Source organism: Marinicella pacifica (assembly GCF_014636635.1).
GTDB lineage: Bacteria > Pseudomonadota > Gammaproteobacteria > Xanthomonadales > Marinicellaceae > Marinicella > Marinicella pacifica.
The window spans coordinates 327,431-354,417 of sequence record NZ_BMEO01000001.1; the positions used below are offsets into that span (position 1 = coordinate 327,431).

Consider the following 26,987-nt stretch of genomic DNA (forward strand, 5'->3'; position numbering starts at 1 on the left):
GATGTTGGCCGCTTCCTTACACCATTTGTCTGATTCTTTGCATGACCCGACGACCGATGACCATACGTCCGTATATTAATGCAATAGCGGCCAACAGAAACCACAAAATAAACCCGCCTATGACAACTTTGGTCACGGGTAGACTGAACTGCAAATTAAACCAAACGGTTACCATCCAATAACTGACAGATATCGCCAATAGTGTACCCAAGAATCCGGCCAGTAGGCCCAGTACGCTCATTTCAATGACATTAATGGCATACAGGTGCCGGGTGCGCATGCCCAATAAACGAAAGTAGGCACTGTCCTGTAAGCGATCCTGGGAAGTGGATAATAACGATGTCAACAGAACCATAAAACCCGCGATCACCGCCAATCCGGTGAATAAGGTGACCAACTGACTGAGTTGTCCGACAAAGGATTTCACCTGACGGGCAATGGCGGCACCATCTAAGGTGGTGATTCCCGGAAAAGTTTGGGCAATTTGGGTTTGTAAAGCCACCACGCGTTCATCGGCTACACGGGTGGTGGCGAATTGAATCTGGGGTGCTTTTGCCAACACCTCAGGCGGGAAAATAAAATAAAAGAACGGATTGGGGCCGCGTTCATAGCGGGCCCGAATACTACTGATACGGCCGGTCAGGTAGACCCCCTGTATATTAAAGGTGATGTCATCGCCAATATCCACCTGCAAATATTCGGCTATACTGGCCAAAATCGACAAGGGTACCACCGCATCATCAGCCCAATCAGTGAATAACTGGTTATTATGGCCGGCTTTGAGGTATTCTGTGTCCAGTAATTCATTGGCATAACTGAGGTTAAAGACCCGTCCAATATCATCATACGTCCCAAGTTGATCTTTCAGCACGTCTGCACTGACACCATTCACTGTCTTAATACGCGCTCTGACCACCGGATAATAAGTCACCGGAGCGTTAATCATGTCATTCAGTTTTTCATGCTGCTCAGTCTGGACATCCAGTAAAAACATATTCGGCGCATCTTCCGGGTACGTGCTGATTAATTGACGATCAATGCTGTGATTTAATAACGCCACAATCATCATCACCATGACCGCCAGAGATAAAGTCGTGAAAAACAACACAGAATGGTTTCCTTTACGGAACACATTTTGAATCGCTAAGCGACTTAACCAGTGCCTAATCCATCCATGGTTGACCAACCATTTCAGTCCCTTTAATAACAGCAAACTTAATAACCAAAAAATGACTAATACAGCAATCAGTCCGCCGGTGAGCTGCAAGGCACGCCATACAGAATCCAGTTCAATGACCATTAAAGTTAAAACCGCCAGCACCACAATCATAAACCAGCCCCAGGCACGAGTTTGCCTGTGGCGGGGAATTTTTTGCTGCTGTAACACGGCCACCGGCTTAACCCGCGCCAGTAACCGTAGACTTTGATAACTGACCAATAAGGTCATGGCCACGGCTATCACGGTTATTTTTAGTACGCTTTGCCAGGCGATATAAATATCAATATCCGCCGGTAAAAACTGACTAAAACTATCTTCAGAAAATATTAAAAAAGCATAGCTGAGCGCAAACGCCACCAGCGCAGATAACAGCGCCATGACAATAAATAAGCGGTAATAAGTTTGTTTCATGGGTCGCATCTGTTCACCCAGAGCACGACGAATGGCATTGCTGTTTTGTTGACTGCGGATAAATGCTTTCATGACACTGAATAATCCGACCCCGGACAATACCACCACAGCCACCACCAACAATTTCAAAAAAACCAGAAAATTTGTGGACACATTGGCCAGGGCGGTATCGGATTCAGCAGCTGTCTGCACTTTGATTTCTCGGCTGCCAATCAGTGTTGTCAGTTCATTTTTCCAGCGGATTAGTTGCGCCGGGTTTAGCTTCATTTCAATCCGGTAACCAACGCGACTGCGCTGTCCCATTAACTCAGTTTGGGGTAAGTCATCGGCATGCATTAACACCCGTGCACCAAAACCGAATGCGGTTAAGGGCCGATCGGGTTCAGCGGTTAACTCATCGGCAATGATAAAAGATGCTTCGCCCAGTTGTACGCGATCACCGACCGATAGATTTAATCCACTGAGTACCTGTGCTTCCACAGCCACCTGGCCCGGTTGCACCGATTGCCACAACGCCTGTCCTGAAGCCACCGTGGCTTCACCATACAGTGGATAACTGGGTGTGACTGCTTTGATTCGTGCCAATAAGGACTGTTCATTGGCATACAACATGGCATTAAATTGATAATCATAAACCACATCGGATGCCGGCAATTCTGCCATCTTTTGCTGCACATCATCCGGCCAGGGTTGTCTGGCCGACATGATTAAATCACCGCCGACCATGGCTAACTGATTGTGTTCAATGTAATCATCCACGGACTGTTGCAGAGAATCCAGTGTCAGATAAGCGGCCAGAGAAACCCACAGGCTTAATCCGAATAACAAAGGGTACACTGGCTGACCAAACCAGGCACGGTTAAGCATTTTACGGCCCAAACTGCCCATCATACGGTGTGCCCGTCAACAATGGTTATCACCCGGTCAGCCCGGTCAGCCACCGCCTGATCATGGGTCACCACCACCAATGCGCTACCGAAGCTTTGCTGGAGGTTAATCAATAAGTCCATCACCTGTTGAGCGTTTTTTTCATCCAGATTACCGGTGGGCTCATCGGCAAAGACAATACTTGGTTTTGATACCAGGGCTCTGGCCAATGCGGTGCGTTGTTTTTCACCACCGGATAACTGATGCGGCAAACTGTCACGACGGTGGTTTAAATCGACGGCATTGAGCAGTTCATCGACACGGTCATCATCAACAAGACCGGCAATTTGTAATGGGAATGAGACGTTTTCAGTCACAGTAAGTGTGGGAATCAGGTGGAACGATTGAAACACAAAGCCCATATCGCGTTGACGTTTCAATGCCAGTTGTTCTTCATCCATCAAAGTTAAGTCATCCTGATTTAAAAGGACACGACCCTTGTCAGGATAATCCAGACCGGCCAATAAACTTAATAAGGTGGATTTCCCCGAACCTGATTTACCCATAATCGCGACAAATTCTCCGGCCTTGACTTCTAAAGACACGTTTTTTATCACCGAAATACCGGTTTGCTCGATTTGAAAGGATTTACTTAAATGCTCGGCCTGCAGAACCGCGGATTGAATTTGAGTCATCATTTGTTTTTTTCTAAGTGATCTAAGACTATGGGTAAGATGTTATTTTCAACAATAAGCCGGTAACCGGCTTGATTCGGGTGGATGCCATCTTTCTGGTTATATTCCGTCTGACCGGCCACACCGGCTAAAAAGAACGGAATGAATGGCACCTTTAAGTCTTCGGCAATGCGTACATACATGTCTTTAAATCCACTGACATAGTCACGTCCTAAATTATCGTAAATTTCCATTCCCGCCAGTATCACATCACTGTCATTGTTACGCAGTTTTTTAATAATGGTGCGAATATTTTGTTCAGTCAAAGCCAAATCCAGACCACGCATGGCATCATTGGCGCCAATATTCAAAACCGTTAAGTCCGGTTCTAATTGCATCACCCAATCCAGCCGATTCAACAGACCGGTACTGGTTTCACCGCTTAATCCGGCATTCACCACCTGAACATTTTTAAAGCCTTCAGCGCTTATTTGCTGTTGCAAAATGGCCGGGTAGTTATGATTTTCATCGACTCCCAAGCCCTCGGTCAGAGAATCTCCCAAAGCCATAATGACATAATCACTATGAGCCGTCTGACTTGTTGTTTCTTGGGGTTGATTGGGTGGTGTTGATTCCTGGCAAGCCGTCATACCCATTGCCAAAATCATCCACAGTCCATATTGAATTATTTTCATAAATTTAATGTGGTGACGATTTTTGTTTTAACAAGAATGTTATTATGCCTGTGTGGCGTTAATGAAGTGTCAATATCGACGTTTTTTTGGCGTCTAACCGTTACAATAGGTGTTTTTTATTATTGACTGTATCATGGAATTTATGAATCCCCGTTATGAACACGGCGCCCCCGGAAAAACAGGCGTTTTACTGGTCAATCTGGGCACCCCGGAAGCCCCCACCAAAACCGCCTTGAAAAGCTATTTAAGATCCTTTTTATCCGATCCGCGGGTGGTTGAGTTTAAAGGGCCGCGCTGGTTGTGGTTGTTGATTTTAAATGCCGTCATTCTCAATATCCGACCAAAGAAATCGGCCGAAGCCTATGCCGGTATCTGGGATGAACTGGGCGAAAACACCGGGTCGCCCTTACTGCACATTAGCCAGTTGCAACATCAGGCTTTACAACACGTCTTAGACGATGGCTACGTTGTTGAACTGGCCATGCGTTATGGCGAACCGAGCATCGACACAGGCCTTGATCGTTTGCAACAACAAGGTGCACGGTCCGTCATCATTTTACCGCTCTATCCGCAATATTCAGCCACCACGTCGGCGTCTATTTTTGATGCCGTTTCAAAGGTGTACCAACAGCGTCGCTGGTTACCGGATATCCGGTTTATCAGCCATTACCATGACCACGACTTGTATATCGTCGCTCTGGCGAAAAGTGTCGTTGAACACCAGCAACACCATGGCAAACAGTTTTTACTGATGTCGTTTCACGGTATACCGCAACGATACTTGCACAACGGCGATCCTTACCATTGTGAATGCCATAAAACCGGCCGTTTGCTGGCGGAACGTCTGGGGTTAAGAGACGATGAATACCGTGTCAGTTTTCAGTCCATTTTCGGTCGTGAACCCTGGCTGCAACCATACACCGATGCCACTTTAAAAAGCCTGCCTGAAAAGGGCATAAAAGCTGTCCAGGTCATTTGTCCGGGGTTTGCCGCGGACTGTTTAGAAACCCTGGAAGAAATTGCTGTTGAGAACCGGGATTACTTTATGGCTGCAGGTGGCGAATCTTTCAGCTATATTCCGGCATTAAATGATCGAAAAGAGCATATTCATTTGTTGTCAGAACTCATCAAACAACACAGTCGAGGGCTTGATAAAACTGAAACTGGCTTTCAAAAAGACACAGCCAAACGCCATAAACAGCATCCCTTCAACCGAGACAATTAAACCATGTTCAGAAAGTCCGTTGCTTTTTTTGCCTTAGTGGCCTTGTTTTGGGTTTTGCTTTGGGTCTATATTCCTGACGCCACGCCCGGTCAATTGAGCTTCACAGACTTTTTGCGAGGGTTGTTACTGCTGTTTTCATTAAGCGCTTTTATGTTCGCTCTTTTCATGCTGTTTATCCGTTATTTCGGGGTGGATATCATGTCCCGGTTTGTACCGCATGCCGGAATGGCGTGGTGGTTGGCTCAACATGCTTACCAATTCAGCCAACCGAAAGTCACGCTTCATATCAGTTACATCGGCCAACAGAAGGCTGTTGAGGTGCTGGTTAAACACAACAGACAACGTTTTAAAACCCACATTGCCGCACAAACAAACGAAGACATCACCATCGGTATTCTCACAACCAACCCGACCATCACAATCCATTACGGGGATAAAAAAACCAGACCACAGATATTAAACATCAAACATCTGGTGAAACGACTGGGCAAGAATAGGGTATTTGAAGTCAATATTGATGACCATGGATTAAGCTATCATCCACAGCAAAAAGAGTTACCCGTCAACGCGGAATAAGTTATTTTTTGGCCAGTACTTTTTGTATGGACGGTGCACTAAGCGCCTGTTGGATAAATTGCTGGTTGACGCGAACGGAAAACTGCTCACCTATTTCAAGATTGGTTTGTTTGCCCTGGTGACGATAATGAACATAGAGTCTGGTTTTTCCGGGACCAAATTGTCCACATAAGTCAGTCAAATCATCGATTAACCGATGACTGTTTTTATAAGACACCAAACAAATGTGGTTACAATACATAGCCAATGCCTGATCCAGTGTCAACAGCTCATTCACCGAAACCACAAAAACTTCGTTATCACCGTCACCCTGGCGGTTTTTGAATGTTTTCAGACCGGCTTCTCCACTGACCATCACCACCGCGTGTTGCTTTAATTGTTCTTCACATTCGGCATACAGCTGCGGCGGTAAGGTAAAGTCGAAATCACCGCTGTGGTCATTTAAAAGCAGTTTCATTTTTTGGTTAAATCCCGGACGTACACCCGCCACCATGCCCAACACCCGAAAGCCTCGTGGTTTTTCGCTGTTGATTTTCATCTGGTGAAAATGATCCAGCGGAAAACTCAGGACATGTTGTAGACATTCGCGGATATCGTCCATGGGGTGACCGCTTAAGAAAAATCCAAGAACAGATTTTTCTGCCAATAACCTCTTTAAAGAGGCTTCTTTTTGTGCCGCTGGCAGCTTGATATCGCTATACGTGGTATTGGCCTGTCCACCACCAAACAAATCAAACTGTCCGGCCTGCTTGTCTTTATTTTGTTGCTCTGAGGCTTTAATGACCTGCTCCATTCCTGCCAACAGTTGACTGCGATTGTCATGCAACTGATCAAAAGCACCGGCTTTTATCAGTGCTTCTAAACTGCGTTTATTGACTTTACTTAAGTTGACGCGACCACATAAATCGCTGAACGAGGTAAAGTCGCCCTCATTCTCTCGTGCCTGTACAATATCTTCTATTGCGCCCTCACCGACCCCTTTAATGGCGCCCAGACCATATTGAATGGCGCCATTTATTGCTTTAAAGCGATAGAATGATCGGTTGACATCCGGCTGGTTAACATGAATGCCCATGGCACGGATATCATACAACTGTTTGGCAATTTTATCCGTGTTATTCAGATCCGCTGATAACACCGCCGCCATAAAATGCACCGGATAATGGGCTTTTAAATAAGCGGTTTGGTAAGCCACTAAGGCATATGCGGCTGAGTGAGATTTATTAAAACCATAACCGGCAAAAGTTTCGATCTGCGAGAAAATATGGGCAGCCAGGGCTTCATCCACACCACGTGCCACCGCACCATCAATGAAGACCTGCTTTTGTTGTTCCATCACTTCAACAATTTTCTTACCCATGGCTTTGCGCAAAATATCCGCACCACCCAAAGTGAATCCGGCCAGTACCTGGGCAATTTGCATGACCTGCTCCTGGTACAAAATCACGCCGTAGGTGGGTTCTAGTATTTCAGTCAGATCTTCATGCATGTAATTAGGCGTTTCTTGCCCATGCTTACATTTCACATAGGTGTCTGCCATTCCGGAATCCAACGGTCCGGGTCGGTACAAGGCCACCAAAGCAATAATGTCCTCAAAAGTGCCCGGTTTTAAGCGGCCAATCAAAGATTGCATCCCCGGTGACTCCAATTGAAACACTGAGGTGGTGTTGCCGGTGCGCATCAGACGAAAGGTTTTGGCATCGTCCAAGGGTATTTTTTCAATGTCCAATTGCTTTCCGGTCTCGGCGACAATGGCCTGTACGGCCCAATCAATTATGGTGAGTGTCCGCAAACCCAAAAAGTCAAATTTAACCAGTCCAATACTTTCCACATCATCCTTATCAAACTGACTGACCACACTTTGTGATTGTTGCTCAATATAAATCGGACAAAAATCACTGATGGCACTGGGGGCAATCACCACGCCGCCGGCGTGTTTACCGACGTTACGCTTTAAACCTTCTAATTTGTAGGATAAATCAATGATTTCTCTGGCTTCATCGTCATCTTCATACAAGGCAGCCAGATCAGGTGCTGCGGTCATGGCTTTTGATAAGGTCATACCCAGATCATTGGGGATGAGTTTGGCAATGCCATCGGTTACCGGATAGGGATAACCCAGTACCCGACCGGCATCACGCACCACCGCTTTGGCGTTCATGGATCCAAAAGTGATAATCTGACTGACTTTTTCATGGCCGTATTTATCCGCCACATAAGCAATCACCTCATCACGCCGGTCCATGCAAAAGTCCACATCGAAATCGGGCATGGAAATACGTTCGGGATTTAAAAACCGCTCAAATAACAATTCATAGGTGAGCGGGTCGAGCGCGGTGATTTTGAGCATATAAGCCACCAGCGAGCCGGCGCCGGAACCACGTCCCGGCCCCACCGGAATCTTGTTGTCTTTTGACCACCGGATGAAGTCCGATACAATCAAAAAGTAGCCCGGGAACCCCATGTCCAAAATGACCTTAATTTCCAGTTCAAGGCGTTCTTTATAGTCCTCGTCACTGTAATTCGGATCGCGCCGATCCGACAACAGGAATTCAGCCAGTTGCGATCGGCAAAGCCGGGCAAAATAACTGTCAATGGTTTCACCTTCAGGAATCGGAAAATCCGGCAGGTAATATTCTTCACCGTCAAAATCAAAATTGCAACGCTGAGCAATGTAATACGTGTTTTCCAGCAAACAGGGAAATTTTGCAAACAGCTGCGCCATTTGTTCCGGTGTTTTTAAATATTGTTGTTCGGTATAATGATGGGGCCGATTTCGATCGGCCACGATATGACCGCTGTTGATACACACCCGCGCTTCATGCGCTTCAAAATCCTCCGGCTGTAAAAACCGGCAACGCCCGCTGGCCACCAACGGTATGTTTTGATGGGCTGCCATATATAAGGCGGCATCATGACAAGCAGACTCTCCGCTGCGCTCAATTTTTGATATTGCCACATAAAAGCGATCGCCCCATACCGACCGCCAATCCAACATGATTTCCAAAGCCGCTTCTAATTGTCTTTGCTGAATTAGGCAGCCCAGGTCGCTGACCATTGAATCCGCCAATAAAATTAATCCCTCGGAATGTGACTGCAAAAAAGCCTTTTCAACATACACCTGACCCCGGTCATCACTGTGCCGTTGGGCCTGGGAAATGATGCGGCTTAAATTCAGATAGCCGATGCGATTCTGGCACAATAAAGTCACTTCAAAGGTGCCGATGTCCAGGGCCGGATCCAGCACCGTAATATCGGCGCCGATAATCGGTTTGACTTTGGCTTTCTTGGCGGCCTGGTAAAATTTAAGGGCGGCAAACAGGTTATTGGTGTCTGTCAGTGCCACCGCCGACATACCCATAGCCCGAACCGTTTCAACCAGCTGCGGAATACGGATGGTTGAATCGGTGATGGCGTACTCGCTGTGTACATTTAAATGAACAAACCGAGATTCGCTCATAAAAATAACCCCGACTGTTGTGCCGCTTTCACCGGCGCAAAGCTGCGTCGGTGAATATCACAGGGCCCATAACGTTGCAAGGCCGTCATATGTGCCCGGGTCGGATAACCTTTGTGCTGATGAAAACCATATTGCGGAAACTGAAGATGTGCGGCTTGCATCAGCGCATCGCGGTGGCATTTGGCAATAATTGAGGCCGCTGAAATACAAGCCACCAGGCCATCACCACCCACAATGGCGCGACAGGGTATCACCAGATTAGGCTCGCGGTTGCCGTCCACCAGCACCTCTTGTGGCGTTTTTTTTAACTGCAACACCGCTTGCTGCATGCCCCATAACGTGGCCTGCAAAATATTCCTGGCATCAATTTCTTTTGGCGAAACATCCACCACTGACCAGCTGACGGCCGCAGCTTTGATGGCCGGTAACAATGCCAGGCGTTTGGCTTCACTGAGTTTTTTAGAATCATTGAGGCCGGCAGGAATGGTTTTTAATATCACCGCAGCCACCGTCACCGGTCCTGCCAGTGGCCCGCGTCCGGCCTCGTCCACACCGGCTATCATAAGTCTCCCAGAATGTCAGCAATTGCCTGAGCGGCACTGCCATTGACCGGGGGCAGCAGTTGACGGTGCAGTCGTTCAAAATCTGCCCGCACTGATTGGCGTTGTTGATGTTGTAAGCATTGCCGGGTGGTTAACAACAATTGCGCCACGGATAAATCTTTTTGCATCACTTCAGGTACCAAAAAACCGCCATATAAAACATTCGGCAATGAATAATAAGGTAATTGCATTAACTTAAATAAACGCACAATATGATAACTCAAAGCAGCAATTTTGTAAGCCACCACCATCGGTGTTTTACACAACATGGCTTCTAAGGCCACGGTCCCTGAACCAACCAAAGCAAAATCAGCCGCTTTTAACACCGCCTGACTGTCTTCAACCCAGTGCACATTCAATCCATATTGTTGTGCTATGTCAGCCGCCATTTGTTGTTTTTCAGGGCTCACCGCACTGCTGATAATGTGCCAATCCGGCTGTACCAACTGCTGTGCACACGCGGCAAAATACGGCATCAGGATTTCAATTTCACGGCGACGACTGCCCGGCATCAGGGCCAGCGTCATTTGATTTGGCTTTAAGCCCAAATCATTTTTCGCCCGGTTTTTGTCTATTTTAAGCGGGATTTGTTGTGCCAAAGGATGACCCACAAAACGGGTTTTGATGGCGGTGTCAGCATACAAAGCCGGCTCAAAGGGCAACAGGGTTAATAAATAATCAATAAAGCGGGCCATTTTATACACCCGCTTGGGACGCCAGGCCCACACAGAGGGGCTGACATAATGCACTATTTGAATGCCTTTTCGGTGTAATTTTTTGGCAATGGCAAAATTAAGTTCCGGCGCATCAATGCCGATGTATAAATCGGGTTTTTTAACCAATAATTGATCAACCAGTCGATTTTTGGCTTTGATTAATGCCGGTAAATCGGCCAGTATTTCCACCAGACCCATGACTTGAAAAGCGGCATTATCGGCCAGCATAGCCACATCCAATTGGGCAATTTTGTCTCCGCCCACTGCGATAATGTGTAATTCAGGTCGCAGTAATTTGAGTTGTTTAATGAGGTCAATAGCCAGCAATTCGCCGGAAGCTTCCCCGGCCACCACCGCTATGGTCTGGTGTCTTGCAGACATCAGCGAATAATACTGCGCTTGGATGCCTTTACAAAATCAACCATCAAACGCATGTCCTCAGACGCATCCGCTAAATCCGCTAACGCGTCCAGCGATTCACGCAAGCTCATTTCTGATTGATAAATGGTTTTGTAGGCATTTTTAATGGCACGAATGCGCTCTTTGGAAAACCCCCGCCGCTTTAAACCTTCAAAATTAATCGCGCGTGGTTTGGCCGGACTGCCATGCGCCATCACAAAAGGCGGGACATCTTTTTGCATGGCGGTGTCCATGGCGGTGAAAGCATGGTCCCCCACACGGCAAAATTGATGAATTTTAGTAAAACCGCCCAAAATAACATGGTTGCCAATGTGAACATGACCGGCCAGGGTTGTGCCATTGGCCATGATGGTGTGATCGCCCACCACGCAATCATGGGCTATGTGCACATAAGCCATAATCCAGTTATCGTTACCCACTTCCGTTATATGCCGGTCATCCACCGTACCCCGGTTCATGGTGACATATTCACGAATGGTGTTATGGTTACCAATTTTTAACCGGGTTTGTTCATTGCTGAATTTTTTATCCTGCGGCGCTTCACCCAAACAGGCAAAAGGATAGACCACATTGTGTTCACCCAATTCTGAGTGCGGCCCGATAACCACATGCGACTTGAGTTCACAACCTGCGCCAATTTTTACATCGGCACCAATCACACAATAAGGACCAATACGCACGTTGTCGCCAATTTCAGCACTGTCATCAATCAGGGCGGTGGGGTGAATCATTTTGATTTCTCAGCACACAACAATTCGGCTTTGGCCACCATCCGACCGTCAACCGTGGCTTTACATTGGTACAATGTCATATTTTTGATCACTTTCTTAATCTGACATTCAAAAATAAGCTGATCACCTGGCACCACCACACGCGTAAATTTGGCATTATCCACTTTCACCAAATAAAATAAGGCATCGTCACTGCGACCGGAACGACTGAGCTGGGTCAATACCCCCGACGCTTGCGCCATGGCTTCAATCACCATAACACCGGGCATCACCGGATGACCGGGAAAATGACCTGTAAACTGCGGTTCATTAAAGCTTACATTTTTGACTGCTTTAATCCACTCACCCGCCTGGTAGTCCAAAACACGATCAACCAGTAAAAATGGATAACGGTGCGGAATTAACGCCATGATGTGTTCGACATCGATACTTTTGGGGCTTGTGAGTTCTTCAGTCATCAGTTGTTCTCTCTATTTTATTGAGTCGTCTGGCGATGTCATCCAATTGTTTGATGCGCACCGCTGTTTTACGCCATTGGCTGTTTTCCTGCAGGGGTGCCACTGACCCGTAAATGCCGGGCTGGCGAATACTTTTAGTCACCAGTGCCATGGCCTGAATGGTGACGCCATCACATACAGAAATATGACCGACCACTCCGGCACCACCGCCAATCAAACAGTTGGCACCAATTGTAGCCGAACCGGCCACTGCAGCACAGCCGGCAATGACGGTATGTGCGCCAATCTTCACATTATGGCCAATTTGAATCTGGTTATCTAAATGCACATCTTCGGCCAAAACCGTGTCTTCAATGGCACCCCGATCAATGGTGGTATTGGCCCCAACACTGCAATCAGCGCCGATAATAACCCGGCCGGTCTGGGGGATTTTAAGCCAACGGTCATGGTCGCGGGCTAAACCGAAGCCATCGGCCCCAATCACCACCCCGGGATGCAAGGTGACCCGTTCACCCAGTTGACAATCATGTTCAATCACCACCCCGGATTTAATCACACAGCCGGCACCGATGTAACAGCCTGCTCCAATCGAAACCCGATTACCGATTTGCACACCGGCATCAATCCTCACATCCGCACCAACCACACTAAAAGCACCGATACTGACATCATCGGCTAATTCAGCGGTGGCGTCAATATGGGCTTTGGGGTGAATCCCATCTGGTTTGGCCCGGTGGGGCGCAAAAAATTCAGCGACTTTGGCAAAGGTGACATAAGGCTGATTGCTGATGAGTTTATTGCCGCTGTATTTGCCTGAAAATTCAGGCGCCAGAATAACTGCAGAAGCGGTCGTTTTGGCCAGATCCCCCAAATATCGGCGGTTACTTAAAAAACTGATTTCGCCGGGTTGTGCGCCTGACAAAGTGGCCACCCGGCTAATGTCAACCTCACCGTCGCCTTCATAAGCCAAATCAAAATGAGATGCCAGTTGTGCCAGAGAGGTCATGAGATTAACTAAGGTTGCGGATTGTTATATTCCCGGCGTAACTGAGCCAGAATTTCGTCGGTGATGTCAATGCGTTCATTGGCATACAAAATGGCACTGATTAAAATCACATCATATCCGTTGGCTTTGGCATAATCAGCCACCACACGCTTTATTTCATTCTGGACTTCATCCACCAATTGTGAATTGCGGATGGTGATGGCGTCTTTTAAATCCTCTTTAGAACGCCGCACCTGGCGTTCTAAAATACGGGCCCGTTCTTGTAATTTTGCGAGCTCATCAGGGGTCATAAAATTACCCTCCTGACGAATGCTGTCTTCCAACACCTGCAAATCCGATTCCTGCTGCGAAATTTCATTGTTCTGGGCTTCAAATTCACGGGTCAGTGACTGGTTGGCGTCCAAAATTTGGGGCGAGTTATTGATCAATATATTCATGTCCACGTAACCGATTTTATCGGCAGCGCGGACACCTGAATGAATCAAGGTCATCAGGCCTATCATACATATTAATTGAGCACTCACCTGTTTCATATTTAGAACGTATTACCAAAGGTAAATTGCAATCGCTCCTTGCGATCGTACTTATCCGAATTAAACGGATAGGCATAACTAATCACAATCGGCCCCACCGGCGCCTGCCATTTTAACGCAATTCCGGTGGACATTCTCAACTCTCTGGCTTCAAAATCATCATAAGAATCAAACACGTTACCGGCATCAAAGAACCACGCTAATCGCGCGGTATTCGAATCTTTTGCAAACGGTGTGGGAAACACCACTTCGGCTGAACCGATAACCTTAAATTGGCCACCCACCGGATCACCGGGCCGTGAAGTCAACGGTAAGTGATCGTAAGTTCCTGGCACTTCACCGACCAATGATTTAGGGCCCAGGGTATTATCATCATACCCACGTACTGAGTTCACACCACCGGCAAAAAAATGTTCAAAAAATGGCAGACTGTTGGTGTCACCGTAACCCTCACCATATCCAATTTCACCCCGCAATGAAAGGGTTAATTTATCGGTCAGCGGGAACAGGATATTTTCTTTGAAATTGATTTTATAGAATTCAGCGGTACTGCTGGGTAAACTGGCTTCGAAACCAATTGAATGATAGGCGCCTCGTGTCGGGTTAAAAAACCGGTTACGGCTGTCACGGGCCCATCGGGCGGTGGTTTTGTATAGTGTAAAAGCGCGTCGGTATTGATAAGGACTTAAGATGGTTTCACCTTCAACACCGGTGGCTGGTGGAATGATGCCATCTGCAAAACATTGACTTGTTAATGGTGGCAGATCCGCATCATCTTCAGGTCGCGTTGTGGGCAAACAATAATACGCATAACCGCCTAAATCCAGTAATTCATCAATAATGGCGTCAGCCGTAGAGCCTTGTCTGGCTCGCAGTGAGACACGTTCATATGCCATCGACGTGTACAATCGGTCATATTCAGTTAAGGGGAATGACATATTGACGCCCAAACTACCATTGGTGGCATTGTATCTGGCAATATTGGCCTCGCCCTGATCAATGTCAGTGAAATTCAAACTGTAACCCAAAGAAATACCGTCATCCGTAAAATAAGGGTTCTCATAATAGAGATTGACCCGGTTGTAATAATCACTGGTGTTGACGGCCACCGACACTGAATTGCCACTGCCTAAAAAATTAGCCAGTGAAACACTGCCGGATAAATTTAAACCACTGACCTGTGAATAACCCAGACCAAACTGAAACTGCCCGGAATTACGTTCTTTAATTTTAACATTCACATCCACCTGATCTTCACTGCCGGGCACCCGCGGGGTTTCAATTTCAATTTCTTCCACATAGGGTTTTTGCTGTAACCGAAGTTTAGAACGGTCCACCAGAGCCTGAGAGAACCAGGCACCTTCGAACTGACGCATTTCACGTCTTAACACTTCGTCTTTGGTTTTGATATTACCAATAAAATTAATGCGTCTGACATAAACCCGTTTACCCGGTTTCACGTAGTAAGTGACGTCCACAGTTTTATCGTCTTCATTGATCTGGGTCACCGGCTCAATTTCCGCAAAGGCATAACCGCGGTTCGATAACACCCCTTTGAAATTATTGACCGAAATTTCAATTAAATTTTGGGCAAAGGTATTGCCTTCTTTGGTAAACAAATATTTTTCCATCACCGCTTTGTCGTAAATCAATTCTCCGGTGAGTTTTTGTTCACCAAAAGTATACTGATCGCCCTCCTGGATGTTAATGGTGATAAATATATCTTTTTTATTTGGACTGATGGTGACCTGCACAGATTCAATCTCGGTGTTCACATACCCGCGGTCCATATAATAAGATTTTAGTTTTTCCAGATCACCGTTGAGTTTTTCTTTTGAGTACTGGTCATCTTGTGAATACCATGACAACCAGTTACTGGTGTCCGATTCAAAACCATCAATCAGTTCTTCATCACTGTAAATAGTGTTTCCGACGATTTTAATGTGCTTGATTTTGGCCGATTTTCCTTCATCAATATTGATGGTGATTAAAACCCGGTTGCGGTCCAGGTTTTTGTATTTTGTGTCCACTTTAACATTGTATTTACCGCGCGAAAAAAACTGTTGAATCAATTCATTTTTAACACGTTCCAATTCCAATTCATTAAAAACCTCCCCTTCAGCCAGACCAATATTTTCAAGACCAACCAATAACTCTTCGGTTTTTATACTTTTGTTTCCGCTGATACTGATGGTGGCAATCGCAGGACGCTCTTCCACAGTGATAATCAGAACCTGACCGTCTCTGGACATTTTAATGTCACTGAAGTAGCCGGTCGAAAATAGTCCCTGAATTCCGTTTCTGACCATTTGCGCATCTATTTCATCGCCACGTTCCATCGGTAAATGTGAAAAAATGGTGCCCTGGGAAATACGGTCGGCGCCAATAATACGAATGTCTTCTACCACAAAAGGTTCAAACGCATTGACCGCAAAGCTGGCCAAACACAGCACAAGTAAAATTATTTTTTTCATAGACTATTTTTTAGGATAATGTTCTTAAAATATCGTTGTATATTGCCAAGGTCATTAAACTGACCAATAACATCATACCCACCAATTGAGCACGGACTTCAAAACGTTCGCTTAGGGGAGCGCCTTTTATTTTTTCAAACAGCAAAAATAAAATCTGACCTCCGTCCAGCATCGGCACCGGCAACAAGTTAATTATACCCAGACTCAAACTGATCAATGCCAGAAATGACAAATACCAGGAAAAACCACGGGCCGCCGAGTCGCCGGCCACCTGGGCAATGGTAATCGGTCCGGATAAATTATCTAACGAGGCTTTACCTTGCAACAGTTTACCTATCATCTCGATGGATTTACCAGTTATTTTCAGCATTTCTTGCCAGGCCATGGGAATCGCTTTAACCGGACCATAAGATAATTCATAATACAGACTTTGGGCATATTCACGCACCTGTTCATCAGGCTGCATTGGTCGGATTCCGATTACTTGGCGTTTGGGGTTGTCCGGGTCTGTGGCAAACGTTTCGATAACCGCTTTTTTTGTCTGACCATTGCGCATATAACTCAAGCGAACCGGCGCTGTGGTCTGACCGATTTTTTCACTCAAGTCATACCAATCCTTCACGGTCGTTCCATTGACTTCTGTTATGAGGTCTCCGGATTGTAAACCCGCTTGTGCGGCTGGCAATTGTGGTGACAAATCACCCATAATGGCCGGCACCGGCATACGCCAGGGTTGCAAGCCTATGGCTGTCATCATCTCGGTCTCTTTAATACCCTGTGGCAGTTTGGATAACGGCAAAGTTTTTTCCTGTAAACTGCCTCGGGCTGTTTTTACCGTGACCTTGATATCGCGATGATCCAAGCCGGCGGTGATCAGATACATGGAAACATCGGACCAGGTGTTAATTGGTTCACCGTCCACTTCAATCAATTGATCTTTATCTGAAAATCCGGCACTTGCCATCAATTTAACGGGTTCTCCCAAGGTGGGTTTTATTTCCGGTTTTCCCACCACAAACATCATCCAATACAAGACAAAAGCCAGAATAAAATTAAACGCGGGACCTGCAAACATAATCAGAAATTTCTGCCAGGCGGGTTTGTGGTTATAGGCCCGGTGCTTATCCGCCGCACTGACTTCGCAGTCCCGTTCATCCAACAACTTAACGTAACCACCCAGAGGAATGGGGGCCACCGCGATTTCAGTACCATGACGGTCAAAGCGGGACCACAAGGGTTTGCCGAAACCAACACTGAATCGCAACACCCGAACACCAAACAAACGGGCCAGCAGAAAGTGGCCCAGTTCATGGAAAGTCACCAAAACCCCCAGGGTGATGATGAGCCAGAATACACTTGTTAATACCGTCAGCATACCATCACCCTAAACGTCTGATAAAATCACGTGTCCGGCGATGAACGATACTGTCTAATTCAATGAGTTGTGGCACAGATTCAACGTCTTCTATTTGCATGGAATTCAGCATTCTATCATTGATATCGGAAATTTTCGTAAAGTGAATTTTTTCTTCTAAAAAGGCCGCCACAGCCACCTCATTGGCGGCATTTAAAATAGCCGGTGCGGTACCGCCGGTTTTTATCGCCTGACGTGCCAGTGCCAGATTCGGAAACTTCTTCACATCAGGCGCAAAAAATTGTAACGCACCAATTTCTGACAGTTCCAGCAAATCAGCCCGGTTGCTTAAGCGCTGTCCCAATCCCAGACCATGTGAAATAGGGATTTGCATATTCGGTGTACCCATTTGCGCCAGCACGGAACCATCTGCATAATTGACCATCGAATGGACGATACTCTGCGGGTGGATAAGTACATGAATATGTTCAACCGGCATGTTAAACAACCAATGGGCTTCTATTACTTCAAGACCTTTATTCATTAAGGTGGCTGAATCAACAGATATTTTTGCACCCATATCCCATTGCGGATGGGCCACCGCCTGTGCCGGCGTGATGGATTCAAAATCCGATACCGGGGTATTCCAAAACGGCCCGCCGGATGCGGTCAGGGTGAGATGTGCCACAGATTGAGGCCTGTGACCGGTGCGGTATTGATTTGGTAAACACTGATAAATGGCATTGTGCTCACTGTCTAAAGGAATAATTTGGGCCCCGCTTTTTTCGGCCAGCGGCATCACCAAAGCCCCGGCCGTTACAATCGATTCCTTATTCGCCAACAGCAATATTTTACCGGCCTCAACCGCTGACATCACCGAGGCCATGCCGGCGTTACCCACAATGCCAGCCACCACCATATCAATGGCTGTGTCCTGCACCGCCGCATTCAGCGCATTTGCGCCACAATACAAAGATGTATGGGTCTGGTTACAGGATTGAGCCACCGTCCGGTAAGCCGTCTCATCGGTTATGATAACGTGCTTGGGCGCGAACTCTTCAATCAGTGCCAGAATCTTGTCACTGTTGCGGTGTGCACTCAGGGTGTGGACGTTAAATTTATCTGGGTGACAGCGAATCACGGCGAGGGTCGAGTCTCCGATGGATCCGGTCGCACCCAGTATGGCCACCTGCTTCATAGCACACTCAATAAAATTAAATAAACAGGCCCTGCAATAATCATGCTGTCAAAACGATCCAGGACGCCACCGTGTCCCGGCAAAATATGTGAACTGTCTTTAACCTTAGCCTGGCGTTTACCCAGACTGGCGGCCAAATCACCCACCACCGAAAGTAAGGCCACGAGCATCATCACCGGCACCAGCTTCAGGGCATTTAAATCAAACAATACGGCCAATACACCTGCATAAATCGCCACGGCAATCTGGGCGCCGATCACCCCTTCCCAGGTTTTGCCCGGTGATATAGCGGGGGCCAATTTGCGCCGCCCAAAATTTTTTCCGCTAAAATAAGCACCAATGTCAGCCACCCATATTAAAAACACCACACTCAAAACTCGAAATACACCCATTTCATGCTGATGCAGCTGTTGCAGACTGAGCATAAACAAGACGATTGCCGTTACCCCGCACAAGGTTTTCACCATAATCTGCATGCCGGTTTGTGCATAACCCCAACGGTGACGGGCCAACCACACACTGACCGGCACCCATATGAGTACAGCGGCAACAACATAGTGGGTCACCGGCTGCGGCAAAAACTGCATCAAAAAAGCGGTTAACACCCCGACAACCAGCGCATTCAATATCGCCAAGGCCGGCGGAAGCCGGTTAATTTTCAACCACTCATAAATAGCCACCGAGCCAATCAGTAAAACCATTGCGGCAAACCACAGCTTTTGACCATAAATAACTGCCAGTAAAAATAAAGGGGCTAACACCAATGCGGTGATGATGCGTTGTTTAAGCATTGATTTGCTCACTGGTTTGGCCAAATCGGCGTTCACGTTTTTGAAAATCTGTTAACACCGATTGTAACACCGTCTCATCAAAATCCGGCCACAGCGTGTCTATAAAAAACAGTTCCGTGTAAGCAGACTGCCACAGCAAAAAATTGGAGATGCGTAGTTCGCCACCGGTTCGTATCAAAATATCCACCGGCGGCTGATTCGCCAGACAAGTGTAGGCACTGAAATTTGATTCATTAATATCAGACAAAGCAACTTTGCCTTGTTTATGTTCTTGGGCTAGTTTTTTGGCTGCTTCGGTTATATCCCAGCGACCGCCGTAATTGACGGCGACATTGAGCATCAGTTTTTGTTTCAGTGGTTTTAAGGCAGACACTTCAGCCATTTTGCTTTGTAATTTATCGGAAAATGCCGTTAAGTCTCCAATGAACCGAATCACCACACCCTGTTGGTTTAATTCGGGACTTTCTTTTTCCAGCGAATTTAAGAACAGGGTCATTAAACGATTAACTTCTGTCGGCGGACGACGCCAGTTTTCGCTGCTGAAAGCAAATAATGTGAGGTGACCGATGCCTGCTTTAACACAGGCTTCAAGGGTGGATTTGACGGCTTTAACGCCGGCCTTGTGCCCCCAGCTGCGGGGACGTTTTCGAAGGGCTGCCCAGCGACCATTGCCGTCCATGATAATGGCGATGTGCTGAATATTCACGGCTGACTCCCAATGCTTATATATCCATCAACTCGTGTTCTTTTTCTGCCACCACATTTTCAACTTTCTTTATGTATTCATCGGTGACTTCTTGAACTTGTTTTTCGCCGCCGCGCAGATCATCTTCGGTTAGCTCATTATTACTTTCCATGGTTTTTAATTGACTGTTGGCATCCCGCCGCAGATTGCGAATACTGATTTTGGAGTTCTCCGCGATTTGACCCACCATTTTAACCAGCTCTTTACGACGCTCTTCTGTTAACGGTGGCAAGGGAATACGGATCACCATACCGGCACTCACCGGATTCAAACCCAGATTAGATGCCATAATGGCTTTTTCAATCGGCTCAATCATGTTCTTTTCCCAGGGGGTCACGGTTAATGTCCTGGCATCCTGAACCGCCACATTGGCCACCTGATTCAAGGCTGATGCGGTGCCGTAATAGTCGACCATAATACCATCGAGTAAATTGGTGTTAGCACGACCTGTGCGGACGCCTTTAAGTTCATTGCGCAAAGCCTCAATGGTTTTATCCATACGCTGTTTGGCTTCTTTAATCACATCACTAATCATAGTTACTCCGTTTATCAGGCGGTTACAATGGTGCCGATATTACTGCCCTGTACAATGTCCATCAAGGCATTTTCTCGGTTGATATCAAAAATTCGAATCGGCATATTGCGGTCACGACACAGGACAACAGCCGAGGTGTCCATCACCGCCAGTTTTTTCTCAATCACTTCATCATAGGTTAAATGATCGTATTTAAAGGCTTTGCTGTCTTTGACCGGATCGGCTGAATAGATGCCGTCCACTTTGGTGGCTTTTAAAACAATATCCGCATTGATTTCTATGGCACGTAAACTGGCAGCAGAGTCCGTGGTAAAAAAAGGATTGCCGATGCCGGCGGCAAATACGGCGATATTACCTTTGGCTAAATGACGAATGGCACGTCGGCGAATGTAATCTTCACACACTTCATGGATGCCAATGGCTGACATCACCCGCACTTTATTGCCTTGCTTTTCCAGCGCATTTTGTAAAGCCAGGGCATTCATCACGGTGGCCAGCATGCCCATGTGATCGCCGGTGACTCGGTCAATACCCGATTTACTCAGGCCCTCACCACGAAAAATATTGCCACCACCGATGACAATACCGATTTCAACACCTAACTGATGAACCCGGCTAATTTCATGAGATAAACGATTGATCACTTCCGGATCAATGCCGTAATCTTCAGAACCCAGTAGCGCTTCTCCTGATAATTTCAGGAGAATGCGCTTATATTTTAACGTATCAGTATTATTATTTTCCACGTGCTTGCGACATGACCTCTTCGACAAAGTTGTCTTCACCTTTCTCGATGCCTTCGCCCACTTCAAACCGAACAAAGTTTAGCACATCTGCCTGATTATTTTTCAACAATTTAGCCACGGTTACATCCGGATCCTTGACAAAATTCTGACCTTTTAAAGTGATTTCTGCCAGGTATTTACGGATACGACCTTCAACCATTTTTTCAATGATTTCAGCCGGTTTACCTGAATCCTGTGCTTGCGCCACTAAGATTTCTTTTTCTTTTTCCAATACATCTGCGGGCACCTCATCTGCATCCACATACTGCGGATTTGAGGCGGCCACGTGCATGGCCAAGTCTTTGATTAAATCCTCATCGGCACCGGTGGCCGCCACCAACACACCAATGTTTTTTCCATGCAAATAGCTGCCAACCTGTCCATCTGCGGCAACCACTTTCTGAATGCGACGCAATTGGATGTTTTCACCAATTTTAGCCACCAGGTCGGTTCTCGCCTGCTCCAAGTTCTTACCGTCCACTTCGCAAGCCATCAGTGCTTCCACAGAATCAACATTGTTGTCTAAAGCAGCTTGAATTAAGGTATCTGCAAACTGCAAAAAGTTGCTGTCTTTGGCCACAAAATCGGTTTCACAGTTAATTTCAGCAATATAAGCTGATTTGTTGTCATCGGCTGTGGCCACTTTGATAATGCCGTCAGCGGCAACCCGACCCGATTTTTTGGCGGCTTTAGCTGCCCCTGATTTTCTTAAATTTTCAACGGCCACTTCAATGTCACCATTGGTTTCCACCAGCGCCTTTTTACATTCCATCATGCCGGCACCTGTGATTTCTCGCAGTTCTTTGACCATTGCTGCTGTAATACTCATAATCATTACCTCACTGTGTAAACCGCAGTTTTTAACTGCATTTAGATTAAATCAATTGGCAGACTCATGGTAACGAGCCTGCCCAAAACCTCAATTACTCGTCACCTTCTTTTTTAGCGACTTTTTTCTTGGTGGTTTTCTTTTTGGTGGTTTTTTTCTTCGTTGTTTTTTTGGTGGTTTTTTTCTTGGTGGTTTTCTTTTTGGTCACCTTAACTGCGGACTCTTCTGATTCAGCGGATTTCTTATCTGCATCAGCATCGGCCTTATCGGCTTTTTTCTCGTCGCTTTTATCATCATCCGCTTTTTTAGACTCAGTGTCTTCTTTTTTATCAGTTTGTTTTGGGGCCGTTTTTTTCGTGGTTTTGGCCTTTTTCACCGCAGGTTTATCTTTTTTCTCTGACGCTTCATCAGCACCCGATATTTGCATTGAGGCTTTACCTTCAAGGATGGCATCAGCCACTGTGGCCGCATACAAACGAATCGCTTTCATGGCATCATCATTGGCCGGAATCATGTATTCCACGTCTTTATAGTAATTGTTGGTATCCACCACAGCCACAACAGGAATGCCCAGCGCTTTGGCTTCTTTGATGGCAATCGACTCAAACTTCGTGTCAACCACAAATAAAGCATCCGGCAGACCTTTCATGTCTTTTATACCGCCCAGGGTTTTTTCTAATTTTTCACGTTCACGATCCAAAGCCAGTTGCTCTCTTTTCACAAAACGCTCCATGCGACCGTCTTCCTGCATGGCTTCAATGTCTTTTAAACGGTTAATCGAGGCTTTAACGGTTTTGTAATTAGTGAGCATACCACCCAGCCAGCGGTGTGAAACAAAAGGCATACCGCAACGCATGGCTTCTTCACGAATGGCTTTGCTGGCAGCACGCTTGGTGCCCACAAACAAAATCTTGCCGCGTCGTGATGCGATGGTACCCATGAAATTTAAGGCATCATTAAACAGTGATTGGGTTTCGCGTAAATCAATGATGTGGATTTTATTTCTGGCACCAAAGATATAAGGGGCCATTTTGGGATTCCAGTATCTGGTATTGTGCCCAAAATGAGCACCAGCTTCCAGCAGCTGTTGGACAGTGACGTTTGCCATAGTTTATTTTCCTATTGTTAGGGTTAATTCAATACAAAGATCCATCATAACAACCCGACTTTGAATCGGGCACCCGGTTATAAATGCTGATCTTTGCAGACATTAAGTAACAACTCAAAAACAATTGTTACCGATCATTTCAGCCGCAATCGGCTTATTTAATTTTCTTTTCGTTATAAATAACATGCTTTCTGACAACCGGATCATATTTTTTCATTTCCATTTTGTCAGGTGTGTTCTTTTTATTTTTGTCGGTGGTGTAGTAATGACCGGTTCCGGCACTCGACACCAGTTTAATTAAATCTCGCATAATTACACCTTTTCTCCACGGTGACGAATTTCAGCCAATACGGCATCAATTCCCTTCTTATCGATAACCCGCATACCTTTGGCCGAAATACGCAATCTCACCCATCGGTTTTCACTTTCAACCCAAAAACGATGGGTTTGAATATTTGGCAGAAAGCGTCTGCGAGTTTTGTTCATGGCATGGGATACATTGTTGCCCATAACCGTTCTTTTTCCAGTAACCTGGCATACTCTTGACATAACTATTCTCTCTTATCGTGTTATTTTTTAGCGCCCAGCTTTTCTTTGATGCGCGCCGCTTTACCTTCAAGACCACGTAAGTAGTAAAGTTTGGCTCGTCGCACTTTACCTCTGCGCTTCACTTTAATATCAGCAATCATCGGGCTGTGGGTCTGAAACACACGCTCAACCCCTTCACCGTATGAAATTTTACGCACGGTAAAGGCTGAATTAATACCGCGGTTACGCACGGCAATGACCACACCCTCAAAGTTCTGAACACGCTCGCGGTTACCATCAACCACTTTAACACCCACTTCAACGGTGTCGCCGGGATTAATCTTCGGCAAATCACTGCGTAATTGCGCCGCTTCTAATTCTTTAATAATGTCACTCATGATTTAATCTCTTCAATCATTTCAAAACTGCTTTAGACAGCTTTTGATTAATTATGGGCACGTGAGCGGTCTTTATTCACCCTCAGAGGTGCCTTCCAATAAATCAGGTCTTCGTTGTTTTGTCATAACAAGCGACTGGGCCGCTCGCCAGGCAGCAATCTTCTGATGATCACCACTTAACAAAACCTCAGGGACACCTGACTGTCCCAAAATTTCTGACCGCGTGTATTGCGGATAAGCCAACTGATCCGCCATAAACGAATCACTTTGAGCAGACGTCTCATCACCCAAAACACCCGGCAGTTGCCGTGAAACGGCATCTATGAATACCGCAGCTGCCAGCTCACCACCACTGATAACATAGTCGCCCAACGACAATTCCTGATCAACATGCTGATCAATAAACCGTTGATCGACACCTTCATAACGGCCACACAACAAAGTCACACTGCCTTGCGTTGCCATCTGGTTGCAAACAGCCTGTTTCAGTGGTACGCCCTGCGGCGATAAATAAATCACCCGGGTGTCAGCATCCTGTTCTTTAATGGCCTTCAGGGTTCGGTACAGCGGATCATACATCATCAACATGCCGGCACCACCTCCAAAAGGCCGATCATCCACACGCCGGTGTTTGTTATCCGCCCAATCGCGCGGATTAAAACACCGCACTTTTATGCGCTGATCATTCACAGCCCGGCCAATCACACCAAAAGACATCATGCCCAGTAATTCCTGCGGGAAAAGCGTAATGACATTAAAGATCATCAGGCTGATCCGAATCGGTCCAGTCCACCCGCATTTCAGCGGTCTGCAAATTTACCGACGTGACGGTTTGTCCATACAAGTAAGGTATTAACAGCGTTTCGTCATCTGCCGACTCAGTGGGTTTAACCACCATCACATCATTGGCACCGGTCTCAAACATCGACTCAACCCGACCCAAAACTTGGTTGTTTTGGTCAATAACCGACAAACCAATCAATTGATACCAATAATAATCATCCGCAGACAACGGACTCAATTGTGTCATATCCACCGACACCATTTGACCAATTAATGCCTGCGCATCCTCGCGGCTGTTGATGTCCGGCACTTGCGCAACAATGGTCTTACCATGCTTTTTGGCTTTGATTCCTTTGAATAAACGATCACCTATGTGCCACTGGCCATAGCGCGTTATGTTTTCCATCGGCTGCGTATAAGAAAAAACCTTGACGCCGCCTTGCACACCAAAATGACCCGTTATCTTACCAACGGTTAACAAGTCATTGTTCACGACATTAAGCGGATTGCTGTGCTTGTTGTTTCATTAATGTGTTGAGACGATCAGACACTTGTGCGCCTTTCGCCACCCAAGCTTCGATACCTTCCATATCCAAATTCAACTTAACTTCCTGTCCACGGGCCATGGGGTTATAAAAACCCAGCCGTTGCAACGCTTTACCGTCACCGGCATTGCGCGAATCCGTGGCAACAACTTTGTAGAAAGGCGCGCGTTTGGCACCGTGTCTAACCAGTTTAATTTTAACCATATTTACCTCAAAAAAATTCAGGGCACTAAAAAAGACGGGCAATTTTATAAGAAACAGCCCGCAGATAACAGTTTTTTCTTGGCTTTTTTAGCGAAATCTTGTCGCCACGGGCTTTTAACCCGTACCAACACATCAATTGCCGCGCATTGTACACCATACATGGCATGAATGACACACTTTCTCAACCCCCGTAAACAGCCGGCAATCGGGCCCTAATCAACCTCTTTGGCTTCAATCAGACCATGGCGAATGGCCAGGTGGGTTAACTGGACCTCATTGTTAACATCCAGCTTTTCTAAAATTCTGTATTTATAGGTGGCCACCGTTTTCTCCTTTAAATCCAAAATGGCACCGATTTGCTTGGCTTTTTTACCCCGAACCAACAACATCACCACTTCAATTTCACGGTCACCCAAGACATCAAAAGGCGAATCATTTTTACCACCCGGCAACATCGACAACGCCATTTGCTGAGCAATGTCAGCACCCACATAGCGCTGCCCCGCATAAACCTGGCGAATGGCATGCTCTAACTCATCCGCGGCACAGCCTTTGGTTAAATAACCGATGGCGCCGGCATCCAATAATTGTTTTGGATAAGGGTTTTGGGCATGAATGGTCAGAATAATAATGCGAATATAGGGATCTGACTGGGTGATTTGCCGGGTCGCCTCCAAACCACTGATGCGTGGCATATTGATATCCATCAAAACCACATCCGGTTTTAAATCCAACGCCTTATCAATCGCCTCCTGACCATTGGTGGCCTCGCCGACAATATGAATGTCAGCCATCTTCTCCACCACCATCCGAATACCGGTCCGGACAATATCATGATCATCCACCAATAAAACCTTAATCTTCATGCGTTTAAAACCTACTCTTTTGGCAGATATCTTAGCATATTTTTATAAAGCCTCGCTTGAATTCAGTAATGGTATCAAAAAAAGTTACTTCACTTATTTTGTACTTATCATATATATAAAAAATACCCGTGGTGCATTTGGATTAATAATTGTTTCATAAACCTATTTTTAATACCTAAAAACGCCTTGTCCAAGACTAAACCAAGCGCATGGAGATATCTCTATGCGCTTCATTCGGTCGATATGACAGT

27 protein-coding genes and 1 pseudogene are annotated in these 26,987 nt (G+C 46.3%); 2 read left to right on the forward strand and 26 right to left on the reverse strand.

Features of this window, described 5'->3' with window-relative positions:
* Positions 1-16 precede the first annotated feature (16 nt).
* The 3 genes from IEV16_RS01395 to IEV16_RS01405 are packed head-to-tail and all read right to left on the reverse strand — an operon-like array spanning position 17 to position 3,866.
* Positions 17-2,521: an ABC transporter permease gene (locus IEV16_RS01395; protein WP_188363868.1), complete on the reverse strand. Its 2,505-nt coding sequence runs from the start codon at positions 2,519-2,521 to the stop codon at positions 17-19.
* Positions 2,518-3,195, reverse strand: coding sequence for an ABC transporter ATP-binding protein (locus IEV16_RS01400; protein WP_229728205.1), 678 nt, complete (start codon positions 3,193-3,195; stop codon positions 2,518-2,520). The genes IEV16_RS01395 and IEV16_RS01400 overlap by 4 nt, the downstream gene beginning before the upstream one ends.
* Entirely contained in the window at positions 3,192-3,866 is a 675-nt protein-coding gene (locus tag IEV16_RS01405) for an arylesterase (protein WP_188363869.1), read from the reverse strand. The genes IEV16_RS01400 and IEV16_RS01405 overlap by 4 nt, the downstream gene beginning before the upstream one ends.
* Positions 3,867-4,008: 142 nt before the next feature.
* Here IEV16_RS01405 and hemH point away from each other — a divergent pair, with 142 nt between their 5' ends.
* Both hemH and IEV16_RS01415 read left to right on the forward strand, forming a co-directional pair.
* Positions 4,009-5,091 carry a ferrochelatase gene (gene hemH / locus IEV16_RS01410; protein ID WP_308610915.1) on the forward strand — a complete coding sequence of 361 codons (1,083 nt, stop codon included), beginning with the start codon at positions 4,009-4,011 and terminating at the stop codon, positions 5,089-5,091.
* Positions 5,092-5,094: 3 nt separating this feature from the next.
* Positions 5,095-5,667 (forward strand): hypothetical protein, encoded by a 573-nt coding sequence (locus tag IEV16_RS01415; RefSeq protein WP_188363871.1) that lies wholly within the window; start codon positions 5,095-5,097, stop codon positions 5,665-5,667.
* Position 5,668: 1 nt separating this feature from the next.
* Here IEV16_RS01415 and dnaE read toward each other — a convergent pair whose 3' ends face one another.
* The 23 genes and pseudogenes from dnaE to IEV16_RS01530 all read right to left on the reverse strand — a co-directional run bounded on the left by dnaE (position 5,669) and on the right by IEV16_RS01530 (position 26,736).
* Positions 5,669-9,127 (reverse strand): DNA polymerase III subunit alpha, encoded by a 3,459-nt coding sequence (gene dnaE, locus IEV16_RS01420; RefSeq protein ID WP_188363872.1) that lies wholly within the window; start codon positions 9,125-9,127, stop codon positions 5,669-5,671.
* Positions 9,124-9,690, reverse strand: a complete 567-nt coding sequence (rnhB, locus tag IEV16_RS01425) for a ribonuclease HII (protein WP_188363873.1) — start codon at positions 9,688-9,690, stop codon at positions 9,124-9,126. Before rnhB ends, dnaE begins: the two co-directional genes overlap by 4 nt.
* Positions 9,687-10,826: a lipid-A-disaccharide synthase gene (gene lpxB / locus IEV16_RS01430; RefSeq protein ID WP_188363874.1), complete on the reverse strand. Its 1,140-nt coding sequence runs from the start codon at positions 10,824-10,826 to the stop codon at positions 9,687-9,689. The genes rnhB and lpxB overlap by 4 nt, the downstream gene beginning before the upstream one ends.
* Entirely contained in the window at positions 10,826-11,596 is a 771-nt protein-coding gene (lpxA, locus tag IEV16_RS01435; RefSeq protein WP_188363875.1) for an acyl-ACP--UDP-N-acetylglucosamine O-acyltransferase, read from the reverse strand. The genes lpxB and lpxA overlap by 1 nt, the downstream gene beginning before the upstream one ends.
* Positions 11,593-12,054: a 3-hydroxyacyl-ACP dehydratase FabZ gene (gene fabZ / locus IEV16_RS01440; protein ID WP_188363876.1), complete on the reverse strand. Its 462-nt coding sequence runs from the start codon at positions 12,052-12,054 to the stop codon at positions 11,593-11,595. Before fabZ ends, lpxA begins: the two co-directional genes overlap by 4 nt.
* Positions 12,047-13,060, reverse strand: a complete 1,014-nt coding sequence (gene lpxD / locus IEV16_RS01445; RefSeq protein WP_188363877.1) for a UDP-3-O-(3-hydroxymyristoyl)glucosamine N-acyltransferase — start codon at positions 13,058-13,060, stop codon at positions 12,047-12,049. The genes fabZ and lpxD overlap by 8 nt, the downstream gene beginning before the upstream one ends.
* An 8-nt stretch (positions 13,061-13,068) precedes the next feature.
* Complete coding sequence (locus IEV16_RS01450) at positions 13,069-13,551, reverse strand: OmpH/Skp family outer membrane protein (protein WP_188363878.1); 483 nt, start codon at positions 13,549-13,551, stop codon at positions 13,069-13,071.
* A gap of 44 nt (positions 13,552-13,595) precedes the next feature.
* Entirely contained in the window at positions 13,596-16,067 is a 2,472-nt protein-coding gene (gene bamA / locus IEV16_RS01455) for an outer membrane protein assembly factor BamA (protein ID WP_188363879.1), read from the reverse strand.
* 10 nt (positions 16,068-16,077) lie between these two features.
* A complete protein-coding gene (rseP, locus tag IEV16_RS01460; protein WP_188363880.1) occupies positions 16,078-17,442 on the reverse strand; it encodes an RIP metalloprotease RseP in 1,365 nt (454 codons plus the stop codon).
* A 4-nt stretch (positions 17,443-17,446) separates the two neighbouring features.
* Positions 17,447-18,619: a 1-deoxy-D-xylulose-5-phosphate reductoisomerase gene (gene dxr / locus IEV16_RS01465; protein WP_188363881.1), complete on the reverse strand. Its 1,173-nt coding sequence runs from the start codon at positions 18,617-18,619 to the stop codon at positions 17,447-17,449.
* Positions 18,616-19,410 carry a phosphatidate cytidylyltransferase gene (locus tag IEV16_RS01470; RefSeq protein ID WP_188363882.1) on the reverse strand — a complete coding sequence of 265 codons (795 nt, stop codon included), beginning with the start codon at positions 19,408-19,410 and terminating at the stop codon, positions 18,616-18,618. The genes dxr and IEV16_RS01470 overlap by 4 nt, the downstream gene beginning before the upstream one ends.
* Positions 19,403-20,116 carry a polyprenyl diphosphate synthase gene (uppS, locus tag IEV16_RS01475; RefSeq protein WP_229728206.1) on the reverse strand — a complete coding sequence of 238 codons (714 nt, stop codon included), beginning with the start codon at positions 20,114-20,116 and terminating at the stop codon, positions 19,403-19,405. Before uppS ends, IEV16_RS01470 begins: the two co-directional genes overlap by 8 nt.
* A gap of 16 nt (positions 20,117-20,132) precedes the next feature.
* Positions 20,133-20,690: a ribosome recycling factor gene (gene frr / locus IEV16_RS01480; RefSeq protein ID WP_188363883.1), complete on the reverse strand. Its 558-nt coding sequence runs from the start codon at positions 20,688-20,690 to the stop codon at positions 20,133-20,135.
* Between the two features lie 14 nt (positions 20,691-20,704).
* Positions 20,705-21,436 (reverse strand): UMP kinase, encoded by a 732-nt coding sequence (gene pyrH, locus IEV16_RS01485; protein ID WP_188363884.1) that lies wholly within the window; start codon positions 21,434-21,436, stop codon positions 20,705-20,707.
* Entirely contained in the window at positions 21,426-22,304 is an 879-nt protein-coding gene (gene tsf, locus IEV16_RS01490; RefSeq protein ID WP_188363885.1) for a translation elongation factor Ts, read from the reverse strand. Before tsf ends, pyrH begins: the two co-directional genes overlap by 11 nt.
* A gap of 316 nt (positions 22,305-22,620) precedes the next feature.
* A pseudogene (rpsB, locus tag IEV16_RS01495) lies at positions 22,621-23,412 on the reverse strand (30S ribosomal protein S2); the annotation flags it as partial.
* Positions 23,413-23,566: 154 nt separating this feature from the next.
* Positions 23,567-23,722 (reverse strand): 50S ribosomal protein L33, encoded by a 156-nt coding sequence (gene rpmG, locus IEV16_RS01500; RefSeq protein WP_188363887.1) that lies wholly within the window; start codon positions 23,720-23,722, stop codon positions 23,567-23,569.
* Between the two features lie 2 nt (positions 23,723-23,724).
* Complete coding sequence (gene rpmB, locus IEV16_RS01505; RefSeq protein WP_188363888.1) at positions 23,725-23,961, reverse strand: 50S ribosomal protein L28; 237 nt, start codon at positions 23,959-23,961, stop codon at positions 23,725-23,727.
* Between the two features lie 20 nt (positions 23,962-23,981).
* Positions 23,982-24,338, reverse strand: coding sequence for a 50S ribosomal protein L19 (gene rplS, locus IEV16_RS01510; RefSeq protein ID WP_188363889.1), 357 nt, complete (start codon positions 24,336-24,338; stop codon positions 23,982-23,984).
* Positions 24,339-24,410: 72 nt separating this feature from the next.
* Positions 24,411-25,103, reverse strand: coding sequence for a tRNA (guanosine(37)-N1)-methyltransferase TrmD (gene trmD / locus IEV16_RS01515; RefSeq protein WP_188363890.1), 693 nt, complete (start codon positions 25,101-25,103; stop codon positions 24,411-24,413).
* The gene (gene rimM / locus IEV16_RS01520) at positions 25,093-25,614 is read right to left on the reverse strand and encodes a ribosome maturation factor RimM (protein WP_188363891.1); all 522 of its coding nucleotides are present in this window, start codon (positions 25,612-25,614) and stop codon (positions 25,093-25,095) included. Before rimM ends, trmD begins: the two co-directional genes overlap by 11 nt.
* Before the next feature lie 4 nt (positions 25,615-25,618).
* A complete protein-coding gene (gene rpsP / locus IEV16_RS01525) occupies positions 25,619-25,870 on the reverse strand; it encodes a 30S ribosomal protein S16 (protein ID WP_188363892.1) in 252 nt (83 codons plus the stop codon).
* Between the two features lie 212 nt (positions 25,871-26,082).
* Complete coding sequence (locus IEV16_RS01530; protein ID WP_188363893.1) at positions 26,083-26,736, reverse strand: response regulator; 654 nt, start codon at positions 26,734-26,736, stop codon at positions 26,083-26,085.
* Positions 26,737-26,987 lie beyond the last annotated feature (251 nt).